The following is an 11,968-nucleotide window of genomic DNA, read 5'->3' as shown; positions in this document are numbered from 1 at the left end:
GGCGGGGCGCAGCTAAGGATGCACACAGATCAGGGTGCGGAGTCCTGCGAGCGCGGTGCTCGTCTGTTGCGGATTGGCTGCGACGCTTTGCTGCCCGCACAGTGTTTGACCACTGGCTGTTTGCAGAAAGCTGATGCTCGCTCTCGACAGGGTCCATCCGAGTGGCAGTTCCACTGAAGGCCCAATCGGCGGGGCCGACGTCACCACCGATCCCTTGCGCACACCGATCGGCCACGACCCGCCGAACAGCTGCTCTCGCGCCGACCCGCAACCACCGTCTTTCACCGGTGGACACACGGCGTCGAATGCGGCATTGATTCGGTCAATCGACGCGTCCGGCCAAGCCATTGAGCCCGGATTGTTAGAAGACGGAGGGACCAGCGCTTCTGGGGATGGCGGGTTCGAGCCCAACCGGGTCGGCGGTTTGGGCTCATCGTTCAGATACACGACCACCGGAACGACAATCGGGCCGCCGGGTTTCGCGTTCTGTTCCCGCACCAATTCCGCGACTTGCGCCGACATGTCGGCGATCGTTCCGAGCCCCTCCCCTTCGACGTATCCGCCGTCGATGATCTGCAGCGAATTGTCCGCACAGTATCCGGGCGCTCCGGCTGGCGGCTGATTAACCTGCACGCGGCCCGACGGTGTCACGTACGGAAAGCGGGCAGACAGCATGGCCGTTGTGGCCCAACTGGTCACCGGCAAACATTTGCCAAACACCGAGGCGAAATCCATAGATCGTGCAGGCACACCCTCTTGACCGTCGCAGTTGATACCTGAGGACTGGGCGGCGAATTGCACCTGTCCGACGAGCAGTCGGCACGGGCCACTGACCGACGCGGCGTTGAAGATCAGCGCACCGGTGGGACCGCGGGCATTCGTCCAGTCAAAGTCGTCGCTCAGCTTCGGAACTGCGCGGATCCACCGCTGTTCCATCAGGGCGGCCCGATCGCGCCACCCGATCTGGCCGTTCACCCACTGCACGCGAATCCCTGTCGCAGAGGCCAAGGCGTCCGACACCAGGAGACCGCTGATCCCGGCCGCTAGCGCATCGGGGTTGCTGACGTTTGCTACATCGCGCCGAAGATCCGCTGGTTTCCACTGCACATCCGGCGAGGTTGCACGGGCCAGTGCCAGTCCGACCGAACCACCGCTGACGCCAACAGAGGCGAACACCGCGACCTGCCCGCACGGATCGATTCGGTTGCCCTCGGAATCGGCAGCGGAAATGGTGGCCAGGGAGTTCGCGGTCCAGACTGCCGATCGAATCCCACCACCGCTCGCAGCAACCATGATCATCGGCCGCACCGGTCGGTCCACGCCGTTAACCTGCCGATCACAGGCTTTCGACCTGTCGAGCCACTGCTGGAATGTCTCCTGCAGGTCGAGTCGCTCGGTCGCGTCCGTCACTTCGGTAAAGGCGATGCGGTGCAGTCGCGGCGGTCCGCCGCCCGCCGCAGCCAGGACAGCGATAACAAGGCAGATGGTGAGGACCGGGGTTCCGGTAAACTGGAGCGCACCGAAAATATCGAGCGGCTCACGGTCTTGCAATCCGACGACGACGCAACCGAGGAGGGCCGCAATCAGACCGATCACCATTGTCGTGGTGCCGACTACCCCGAAGACTCCCGATAGTGGCAGCGGCCAGAACACAAATGATCCGAGCATCCCCAGTCCGACGATGACGACCAGACCCGTGAGGCAGCTGCTGATTCGAAGCGAACTCGCATCGAATCTGCTCGGGCGCGGTACCCACCAACTTGCCACTGCTCCGACTACAACGAGCGCAAGCCAACTGGCGGTCAGCACCGCACCTTGTGCCCAGTCGACTGATACTCCGCCGGACGTGGCCAGTGTCAGGATCACCGGCGCGGTGAACGACCGCACCCCGCCCCAGGCGCACACGGCGAGGAACAGCATTGACATTGCGCGTGCCACCCACTGTGCCACGACAATCCGTTCGTTTGCCGAGACCGATGGCATCGTCGGCATCGCGGCGGAGACGATCGGGGAAGCACGTCGGCGCATTAGCGTCGCGATAACGAACCCGGAGATGATCGCGACGACGACCCACGCCGCAGCCCAACCGGGCATCCCGGCCAGCCCGAGGAACGCCAGGCAGGCGATGAGAGAGATGACCGCGTCAATTACCGGCCAGAGTGGGGTGCGTAGTTTGGGGTCGAACGTGGCCAAACGTGCCGACGCCGACGCTGCAACAATCACCACGAGCACAGTTCCGGTGTTGACGAGGGTGCGAACGTCAACGAGGTTCTCGTGACCGCGCCAGTCGAGGAATCGCATGCCGCTAACCAATGCGAGGGGCACCACCGTCCAGGGGAGCAGCAAGGCGGGCGGTCGTGCACGGCGGAGACCGCCGGAATCTAGGTCGGTGTACCTGCGGCGGACACGATTGGCCCGGGCAGTCCCGACGACGTACAAGGATCCGGCGACGACCGCCGCTGCCACTCCGCCCGCCAACAGCGACCACAGATGATCGCCGCTCCCGAGGTCGTCCAACCAACGTCGTTGAGCGTCGGGAAACTGGTCGAGCGGACCCGCCGCCGACACCACACCGGCCACTGCGGCGACCAGCACGACGAAGACCGACAGTCGTTGCACCCAGAGCCCTGTCCACAGAACCCGCACAGCCACGGTCAATTGGCGACGAACCTGCGGTGAGGCGACCACCAGGACCGCCGCGATCAGCAACGACAGCCACTTCACTGCGCTACCAATTCTGAGCAGCCACTGCACCATCTCGGGTGCGTCGTGCACCAAGGCAAGTACCGCGATCGACTCCACGGCTTCACCTGCAATTGCGGCCACGATGCAGGCCCGAACCGCGCGCCTCACGATCGGGTGGGCGATGAAACTTGAGCCCAGGAGCAGCGCCGTCACGTAACCGATGGTGAAGACCGCGTCGAGTCCGACGTACCAGGCGGTCAGTCGTTCGACGATGGTGGCCGCGCCGGAACTCCAGCCCGACCACTGTTGCCGGTCGGACTGAAAGACCCCTCCCGGGGCTTGCGCCGCACTGAGCGAGAGCGCGCCGTCGGTCGTCCGCAGGAGGAGCCGATCCACTTCGGACAGCGCGATAAACCCAGCAATTCCGATTAACGCGGACAGCCACAAGCCCGCCCGCCGATGCACCGTTAGGAACGCTCCCATGGTCACACCTCGATGTCGGTCCGCCTTACGTCCACCTCACCGATTTCCCTGACCGCCTACCGCATAGCCGTCCTTACAGTCTGCGCTTAGGAGCGTCCCGACGTTAGATCTTTGTGATTGCGGGGATCGTGTACGTGCCGTCCAAGACGGAGTTAGCCGGTTCGTACATGCGCAGGATCGGGCGGAAAGGCCCCGCTGGGGCGGGCAGCCAGTTGGCCCGGGCACGCGCGTCGTCGGGCTCGTCGTGGGAGATGGTGATGATGAGCGAACCATCGTCCTCAAATTCGATCCCCGCGGTCCGATCACCGATCGAGTAGCGATTCGCCGCGTTCGCGACCAGGAAGTAGTCGGGAACGTCGTACATGGTCAACGACCAGAACGCCGAGACCGGCGGCAACTCCAGCAAGTGGAGCTGGTAGGTGTTGGTGCCGACCAACTGCTCACCCGCATCGTCGACGTACGTCGCAATGTAGGCGGCCTCGTACGCGTGGTTGCCCCATAGCCCGCCGAGGGCGGCCGCTGCCCGCTGGACGACGCGACGCTGCGGATCGGCAATCTTGAACTCGGGAAGATCCAGCGTCCCGACCTCGAAGTAATCCAGGTTGTAGTCGAACGAGTGGTAGGCCAGGTTCCACCCATTCACCACGTCGTTGCCGCCGCCCGCGCCCAGGATCTCCTCGAGCTTGGCTTGCCCCTGTTCGACGGCCGCTTCAAGGTCCTCCGCGCTGGCCGCGGCGACGAGTTCGACGTAGCGCTCCTGCATCTCGCGGTCACGGTCAGCGGGTGCGAACGCCTCGCTCCATCGCGCAAATCGCTGCCAGAATGCCGCCGAGTCCGACAACCCGGCGTCGATCGAGGGCACTCCGGCGGGCACAGCTGCCGGATCGATCTGGGTCAACGTGGTGGCGTCCTGCAGTGCGTGCACGTTCGGCAGATCATCGTCGTTGGCGACCGCCCAGCGCCCGACGATCGAAGCGACCCGTGTCGGGACCCGCACCAGCATGGCATCGTCGGGGATCGGGCCCGCCCAGTTCGGCGGAACCAAGAGGAAACGACCGGCGCGCGGCCCGGTGGCCCGATGTCCGATGTACGCGAAGTTCTCGGTCCACGCACTCACAAACTGCAGGACGAAGTACCGGCCCGCAGTCTCGGGTACCTCAAGCAGGATCGGTCCGACGCTCATATCGAGCTGAGCCATGGAGTACAGCGTGTCGTTGTTGATGGTCACGAAGGTGTCTTCGGGGCCAGCGAGGCCTCGCGCATGGCTAAAGGTGTTGAAGTCGGCTGCCGGGTTCTTACCGACGCCTGTCGTCAGGTATCGCTCAACCTGCTCAATGTTGAAAACGACGGGGAACCCGTAGAAGTAGGCGCCGATGAGATCAGAGAGGTTGCCGGTCATGCCGCTGTCTCCTGTCATGCCGCTGTCGCCTGTCATGCCGTCGTCTCCTGTCATGCCGCTGTCTCCTGCCGGATGGTGGGGAACTGCCAGGTGCCGTCGAGGATTTCTGGTCGCGGCCGGTACAGGCGGACCAAGTAGTTCCAGCCTTCCACGATGGGCAGCGTGTTCGGCCGACTTGGGTCGCCGCCGAATCTGATGGTGACGGTGCCATCGTCGTTGCGGTCGGCGGTGATGTTGTTGACGCTGTACGCGCCGGCCTCATTCTCCGAGAAGTAGCCTGCGGCGTCGTACATCGAGACTGACCAGAAACCGTCGACCGGGACGTCCCCCACCGTCAGGGTGTACTCCCCTACTGGCAGACCTGGGTCGACCACATAGTAGGCCTCCTGCTCCGGCAGGCCGCCCCATCCCGATGCTGCCCCCAGGAGGTGCCGAATCGGGTCAACGTCCTCGCGCCGACCGAAGCAACCGTCCAATCCCCCGAGCCCGCGGGACAGTTCAAGGAGCGCATTTCGGGTGCGTTCGAAGGAGGGTTCATCGTAGGTCGGCGGTACAAAGGTTCCGCCTGCCACGGAGTGCAGCCCGAACCCATCCTGGATTGCGTTGACGGCGGCAACGTCGGCCGGGTCTTCGGCATCAACTAAGACCCGTCCCGCAGCCAGGACGAAGTCGCTCCCCAATTCGGCTGCGGTGAGCGAGTATTCGCCCGCGCCGTGGAAAACGCGATTGACGTAGTGGTCCTCGCTGACGATCATCACCGAGACGTACCGGTCACCGACCTCGGGGATCGTCAGTGTCGCGCCGCGCGAAACGTCGACGATCGCCGCACTGTAAAGGGTGTCCCGATTCATTCGGATGACGGTCTGCTGGTCGATGGGCGTCGGGACCCGGTAGTGCCCCCACTTGTTGGTGCCGCCAGCAAAGGCCGTGATGCCCGCGAACATTCGCGCGCTTTCGATTCGGACGTAGTTGGCGTAAGTGACAGCTGCGTGAGATTCGGTCATTCACAAAGCCTTTCACGGTGCGGAACCGCCGCTCCGGACGGGTGACGGCGTGTCCAATCATAGGTAATGCCGGATTCACCGAAGCCCAAACGAGCAGCTAGGTTTCGCTCGGTCCTAGTTGCCCGGCCGATTGAGATCGTCGTCGTTTGGGTAGCTCGACATCCCAGTCTGCTGTGTCCCGTACGGCTGTGTCCCGTACGGCTGTGGACCGGATACCCAGACCGTGGAAGGCGGAGCCTTGGCTGTGTTGGCCCCGATGATCCACAAGATTGCGCCGATCACCAGAAGCAACACACCGAACCCACCGCCAAATACCGCCAGCAGAATGCCGCCCACGCCGGTGAAAATGCCGGCCGCCAGATCTCGAGGGCCCGCAATGACGTCGGGGGCGTCGCACACGATCGTGTAAGTACCAGCCTTGGTGAAACGGAAGGACTGGAAGCTGGACACCGAACGGTTGTTGTAGGTCACCGAAGAATTGGTCCGCTGTAGCCCCGACTCCACCCGGGCCGGGCCGGTAGCAGTGCACTTTGGTGCGTCGAAGCCGACCTGCGACGAATACAGCACCAGGATCGCGTCTGTCTCCGCGACGAACTCCGTGGGTCCGTCAACACCGAATGCATCGGATTGGAAGTCGCTCATCTTGCCGAACCCCATCACAGCCAGCACCGTTCCCGCGACGACGGTCGCGATCGCGATGGCGAGTCCGGACCACGTGAGCCATTTGCCAAGCTTTTTCATCTGCCCATCCTGACCCAACCGGAGATCGCTTCCTAGCCGCCCCGCAGTACCATGACCGGCATGTCTGTTCCCGCTCCTCAGCCCACGGCCCGCGCAGTCATCACCGGCGCCTCGTCGGGTATCGGAATGGCCCTAGCCCGAGCACTCGCGGCCCGTGGTCATTCGCTGATCCTCGTGGCACGGCGCGGTGAGATTCTCGCCGAGCTGGCCGCCGAATTGACGACCAACCACGGTGTCGAAGCCGAAGTGCGTGCCGTCGACCTGTCTGATCTGACCGCCGTCGCAACCCTTTGCGACGAACTCGTAGGCCGTGAAATCTCCATTCTTTGCAACAACGCGGGCATCGCGACGTTCGGTCCGATCGCCGAGTTGGACGCGGCGTACGAGCGAGCCCAGTTGCGTCTCAACGCTAACGCCGTGCAGGAGTTGACGCTCGCAGTACTTCCGCAGATGGTTCAGCGCGGTTCGGGCGGCATCCTGATGGTCGGGTCGGCCGCTGGCAACATGGCGATCCCGAACAACGCCACCTATGCCGCATCGAAGGCCTTCGTCAATACCTTCAGCGAATCGTTGCGCGGCGAACTCAGGGGCGCCGGCGTCCATGTGACCCTCTTGGCACCCGGTCCGGTCCGCACCCAGACTCCCGCACCTGAAGACGAGTCGATCGTCGACAAGATGGTCCCCGACTTCCTGTGGCACTCGTCCGACAAGGTCGCGGAGATGAGCCTTGATGCGTTGGCGCGCAACAAAATGCGCGTCGTGCCGGGCACGCTAAGCAAGGCCATGTCGGTGGCGGGTGGCTACTCGCCGCGCGCGATCGTCGCGCCGATTGTCGGGAGGTTTTACGGCAAGATGGGGGAGCCCGAGTAGTCATCGTCCTCGATCCCCCCGGACAGTCGTGCTGTGACGGCACTACAGTTGACTGCGTGCAAGACAAACTGGTGTGGATCGACTGCGAGATGACCGGTCTCGATGTCGGATCCGACAAACTCATCGAAATCGCCGCTCTCGTCACCGACAGCGACCTCAACATTCTCGGAGACGGCGTCGACGTGGTGATCCATGCCGACGACGAGGCCCTGGCAAACATGCCCGACGTCGTGACCAAGATGCATGCCGATTCCGGGCTGACGGAGGAGGTCCGCGCATCCACGGTCACTCTCGCCGAGGCCGAAAAGATGGTCCTGGACTATCTCCGCGAGCACATCACCACGGCCGGTGCCGCACCACTCGCTGGCAACTCAATTGCCACCGACCGCGGCTTCATCGTGCGCGATATGCCTGAGCTGAATGCATACCTCCACTACCGGATGGTCGACGTCAGCTCGATTAAAGAACTGTGCCGCCGCTGGTTCCCGCCGATCTACTTCGGTCAGCCACAAAAGGGCCTCGCACACCGCGCACTGGCCGATATTCGCGAGTCGATCCGCGAACTCCGCTACTACCGCGAGGCGGCCTTTGTCGCCGCTCCCGGACCGGATGCCAAGACGCTTGAGGCGATCGTCGAAAAGCTTGGCCCGGCGTAAAGTCACTGGTAGCTAAACCGATTGGAGTTTCGGACGGTAACTCCGCTAGAGTATGGTCCTGGCTCGGGAACAACGGATATCCGTTGCGAACTGAGTCGATGGTGGATGTAGTTCAGTTGGTAGAGCACCAGGTTGTGATCCTGGCTGTCGCGGGTTCGAGTCCCGTCATCCACCCCTAGAGAGAACGTCTGACCCGCAAGGGTCAGGCGTTCTTTCGTTTCTGTGCACCGAGAACTGTCGATTTCGTCGCTCCGCGTACGTCGCCATGGTGTCGGGTAGTTCGGCCCGGAAGAACCACAGGGAGTAGTCATGAAACATGCACTGTTACTGATCGGCCATATGTCGAAGATCCGGCCTGCGGGCGAGACGGCGGTGCCGACCCGGAAGAGTTCTTCGCCTTCGACAAGGAGATCACCGATGCTGGCGTGGTCGTCAGCTCGTTCTCCCTCGAAGACGAGTGCGTCTACGTCCACACCGATGCTTCTGGCGCGGCACCGGGGGGGCACGTCGAGATCAGCCCGCGGGCGCCGTAATGACCGATGACGGTCCCTCCGCACCGTCCGGGAGCCTCCCCCCGCTGAGGCCCGCCGGGCGGTCGCAGCCGTCGACCGTGAGGCCAGATCCAGGTTGCTCGCCACCCTTACGAGGCTGTCGGGAAAATTGGACCCGATATGGTGACCGATGACCGGCTTGGAATGTTCTTCGCGTGCGCACACCCCGTCTTGCCACTGGAAGACCGCATCGCGCTCACCTTGCGCTTTGTTGCCGGGCTCACGACCGCGGAGATCGCCCACGCTTTGCTCGTGGCCACCGCAACGATGCAACAGCGGAGTTGCAGGCCCCTACGCCATTCAGGCAGCGATCGCCGCGGTCCATGCCGAAGCACCCAGCATGGACGCGACGGACTGGGCTCAGATCGCGGTGCTGTACCAACTCCTGGAGACAAAGGATCCGAGCCCGGTGGTGAAGTTGGGTCATGCGGTCGCTGTCGGCCGTTCGGTTTCTGTCGGCCGTTCGATTTTCGAGGACGACTATCTGGCAGCCGCACTCGCCGACTGCCTTGAATGAGATCCCTCAGCGTCGCTGAAATACCAGCAGCGCGTCGGCAACCAGGTCGTGCGGGTACTGATCCCACACGATCTCGGTGGTCCCGATGTAGACCAGATGCTGCGCGAGGACCTGCCGACAATCGTCGATCAGGTGCGTGGTGTCGCTCATGTGGTGAATGTCGGCCACATTCCAGACGACGTACCCGCCGGGCGCTACCAGGTGCGCGCATTGCGCCGCGACGAATCCAAGCTCGTTCAGGTACTGGGTATAGTTGCCGTCCTGTTCCTCGTACGCAGTCAAGGGGTCGGCGTCGTGATTCTCCCTAGTCATATACGGCGGCGACGTCAGGATGAGGCCAACAGATCCATCTGAGCTCTCCCCCGCCGCCCGCAAAACGCGAACCATGCCCCGGGCATCACCCTCATAGATTCGCGCCGCAGGCGTCCGCTCCCGCAGATAGTCCACCCGCTCGGGAAGCAGCTCGATACCGAGTGCTTCCCTGCCGAGTTCCACGGCGCGGGCGATCGTAGTTCCGAAACCGGCGAACGGATCGAACACTATCTCTCCCGGACGACTGCAGCGAGTAATCACGTGATCGACGATGTCGGCGATCATGTGAACATCTTCCTCAGCCGACGACGGACGCTGGTCCAGAAAGTCAGCGAGCACCGCCGACAAATGCCGATCCAACGGAGACTTCAGCGAAGTTGTCACCAACCCAGTTTATTCACTCTCGGACTGGGGGCTCCTCGATGCGGGGCAAGGAGCCCGGAAATGCGAATGTGCGCTGTTACCGCTCAGCGGCAACAGCGCACATTCGCTTACTTTGGCCTACCGGCCGCTAGCTACCGGCGGAAGCGAGAATTTCGTTGAAGGTTGCGCTCGGACGCATTGCAGCGTCGAGCTTTTCCTCGTCGGCGAGGTAGTAGCCACCGAGATCCACCGCGCCACCCTGCACTGCGGCCAGCTCGGCGATGATGGTTTCTTCCTGCGCCGCCAGTTTCTCGGCGAGCGGCTTGAAGTAGGCCGCGAGCTCTGCATCTTCGGTCTGTGCGGCCAGTTCCTGCGCCCAGTACAGGGCGAGGTAGAACTGGCTGCCGCGGTTGTCGAGCTCGCCGGTCTTGCGCGACGGCGACTTACTGTTGTCGAGCAGCGTTCCGGTCGCCACATCCAGGGCCTGGCCCACAATGCGGGCCTTCTGGATCCCCGACTTGCGTCCCAGGTCGTCGATGCTCACCGCGAGTGCCAAGAACTCACCGAGCGAATCCCACCGCAGGTGGTCTTCTTCGACGAGCTGCTTGACGTGCTTCGGTGCCGAGCCGCCTGCGCCCGTCTCGTAGAGCCCGCCGCCGGCCATCAGTGGAACAATCGACAGCATCTTGGCGCTGGTACCCAGTTCCAAAATCGGGAACAGGTCGGTGAGGTAATCGCGCAGGATATTGCCGGTGACGGAGATCGTGTCGAGGCCGCGGACCAAACGCTCCAGGGTGTAACGCATCGCGCGCACCTGCGACATGATCTGTATGTCGAGGCCCTCGGTGTCGTGGTCCTTGAGGTACTCGCGAACCTTACCGATGAGCATGTTCTCGTGCGGGCGGTACGGGTCAAGCCAGAACACGGCGGGCATGCCCGACTCACGGGACCGCTCAACCGCCAACCGCACCCAGTCGCGGATCGGCGCATCCTTGACGGTGCACATGCGCCAGATGTCGCCCTCTTCGACGTCCTGCGACAGCAGGACCTCGCCGGTCGACAGGTCGATAATGTTGGCGACGCCGTCCTCCGGGATTTCGAAGGTCTTGTCGTGCGAGCCGTACTCCTCGGCCTTCTGCGCCATCAGGCCAACGTTCGGGACTGTGCCCATGGTGGTCGGATCGAAGGCACCGTTGGTCTTACAGAAGTTGATGATCTCCTGGTAGATACGGGCGAACGTCGACTCCGGCATCACTGCCTTGGTGTCCTTCAGACGACCGTCGGCGCCGTACATCTGCCCGCCCGCGCGGATCATCGCCGGCATCGAGGCGTCAACAATCACATCGCTCGGCGAGTGGAAGTTGCTGATGCCGTTATCCGAGTCGACCATCGCCAGTTCGGGGCGATTCTCGTGGCAGGCGTGCATGTCGCGCCGAACTTCCTCGCGGAGCGAGGACGGCAGCTTGTCGATCTTGTCGTACAGGTCAACGAGGCCGTTGTTGACGTTGACGCCCAACTCCTCGAAGAGTTCGTGGTGCTTGGCGAAGGCGTCCTTGTAGAAAACCTTGACCGCGTGACCGAAGACAATCGGGTGCGAGACCTTCATCATGGTCGCCTTGACGTGCAGCGAGAACATCACACCGGTGTCGCGGGCATCGTTGAGCTGATCCTCGTAGAACTCGAGGAGGGCCTTCTTGCTCATGAACATGCTGTCAATGACGTCGCCAGCGTCGACGCGGACGGACTCCTTCAGCACGATCGTCTCGCCACTCTTCGTGACGATCTCCATGCGGGTGTCGCAGTCGTGGTCGACGACCATCGACTTTTCACCGGCGTAGAAGTCGCCGTGGGTCATGTGCGCGACGTGCGAACGCGACGCCATGGACCACTTGCCCATGCTGTGCGGGTGCTTCCGCGCGTATTCCTTCACGGCCTTCGGCGCGCGACGGTCGGAGTTGCCTTCGCGGAGAACCGGGTTGACGGCGCTGCCGAGGCACGCCGAGTAGCGGTCGCGGATCGCCTTTTCTTCTTCGGTCTTCGGATCCTGCGGGTAGTCCGGAACCGCGTAGCCCTTGTCCTGCAACTCAGCGATCGCGGCGTGCAGCTGCGGGACCGAGGCGCTGATGTTGGGGAGCTTGATGATGTTGGTGCTGGGGTCCTGCGTCAGGCGACCCAACTCCGCCAGGTTGTCCGGGACGCGCTGTTCCTCGGTCAAGAAGTCGGGGAACGCCGCGAGGATGCGGGCACCAACGGAGATGTCAGAGGTTTCGACATCGACGCCTGCGGGCTCGGTGAAAGTCCGAATGATCGGAAGGAACGAGGCCGTCGCGAGTCGCGGAGCTTCGTCAGTCAGTGTGTAAATGATTGTGTTCGGCTGTGAGGCCATC

9 protein-coding genes, 1 tRNA gene and 1 pseudogene are annotated in these 11,968 nt (G+C 63.1%); 5 read left to right on the top strand and 6 right to left on the bottom strand.

Going from position 1 to position 11,968, the window contains the following annotated elements:
• Nucleotides 1–12 precede the first annotated feature (12 nt).
• The 4 genes from WBA38_RS07740 to WBA38_RS07725 all read right to left on the bottom strand — a co-directional run bounded on the left by WBA38_RS07740 (nucleotide 13) and on the right by WBA38_RS07725 (nucleotide 6,312).
• Entirely contained in the window at nucleotides 13–3,168 is a 3,156-nt protein-coding gene (locus WBA38_RS07740) for a hypothetical protein (protein WP_424322430.1), read from the bottom strand.
• A gap of 103 nt (nucleotides 3,169–3,271) precedes the next feature.
• Complete coding sequence (locus WBA38_RS07735; protein ID WP_424322440.1) at nucleotides 3,272–4,567, bottom strand: DUF1254 domain-containing protein; 1,296 nt, start codon at nucleotides 4,565–4,567, stop codon at nucleotides 3,272–3,274.
• Between the two features lie 50 nt (nucleotides 4,568–4,617).
• Entirely contained in the window at nucleotides 4,618–5,571 is a 954-nt protein-coding gene (locus WBA38_RS07730) for a DUF1214 domain-containing protein (RefSeq protein ID WP_424322429.1), read from the bottom strand.
• A 114-nt stretch (nucleotides 5,572–5,685) separates the two neighbouring features.
• A complete protein-coding gene (locus WBA38_RS07725) occupies nucleotides 5,686–6,312 on the bottom strand; it encodes a hypothetical protein (RefSeq protein WP_424322428.1) in 627 nt (208 codons plus the stop codon).
• Nucleotides 6,313–6,372: 60 nt separating this feature from the next.
• Between WBA38_RS07725 and cmrA the strand changes: the two genes are divergently transcribed.
• From cmrA to WBA38_RS07700, 5 genes and pseudogenes are all read left to right on the top strand, one after another.
• Nucleotides 6,373–7,182, top strand: a complete 810-nt coding sequence (gene cmrA / locus WBA38_RS07720) for a mycolate reductase (RefSeq protein WP_424294216.1) — start codon at nucleotides 6,373–6,375, stop codon at nucleotides 7,180–7,182.
• Nucleotides 7,183–7,238: 56 nt separating this feature from the next.
• Entirely contained in the window at nucleotides 7,239–7,838 is a 600-nt protein-coding gene (orn, locus tag WBA38_RS07715; RefSeq protein ID WP_424294215.1) for an oligoribonuclease, read from the top strand.
• A gap of 101 nt (nucleotides 7,839–7,939) precedes the next feature.
• Nucleotides 7,940–8,012 (top strand) — tRNA-His (locus WBA38_RS07710).
• 497 nt (nucleotides 8,013–8,509) lie between these two features.
• Nucleotides 8,510–8,611 (top strand): annotated as a pseudogene (locus WBA38_RS07705) (hypothetical protein); the annotation flags it as partial.
• Nucleotides 8,612–8,729: 118 nt separating this feature from the next.
• Nucleotides 8,730–8,906 carry a hypothetical protein gene (locus tag WBA38_RS07700; protein ID WP_424294222.1) on the top strand — a complete coding sequence of 59 codons (177 nt, stop codon included), beginning with the start codon at nucleotides 8,730–8,732 and terminating at the stop codon, nucleotides 8,904–8,906.
• Between the two features lie 6 nt (nucleotides 8,907–8,912).
• On the opposite strand, the gene WBA38_RS07695 is transcribed toward WBA38_RS07700, so the two are convergent.
• Both WBA38_RS07695 and WBA38_RS07690 read right to left on the bottom strand, forming a co-directional pair.
• Nucleotides 8,913–9,602, bottom strand: a complete 690-nt coding sequence (locus tag WBA38_RS07695; protein WP_424294214.1) for a DNA methyltransferase — start codon at nucleotides 9,600–9,602, stop codon at nucleotides 8,913–8,915.
• Nucleotides 9,603–9,729: 127 nt separating this feature from the next.
• Nucleotides 9,730–11,967, bottom strand: a complete 2,238-nt coding sequence (locus WBA38_RS07690) for an NADP-dependent isocitrate dehydrogenase (RefSeq protein WP_424322427.1) — start codon at nucleotides 11,965–11,967, stop codon at nucleotides 9,730–9,732.
• Nucleotide 11,968 lies beyond the last annotated feature (1 nt).

Source organism: Gordonia sp. (in: high G+C Gram-positive bacteria) (assembly GCF_049647785.1).
In the GTDB taxonomy this organism is placed as follows: Bacteria; Actinomycetota; Actinomycetes; order Mycobacteriales; family Mycobacteriaceae; genus Gordonia.
This window is presented reverse-complemented; position numbering and strand designations above follow the sequence as displayed.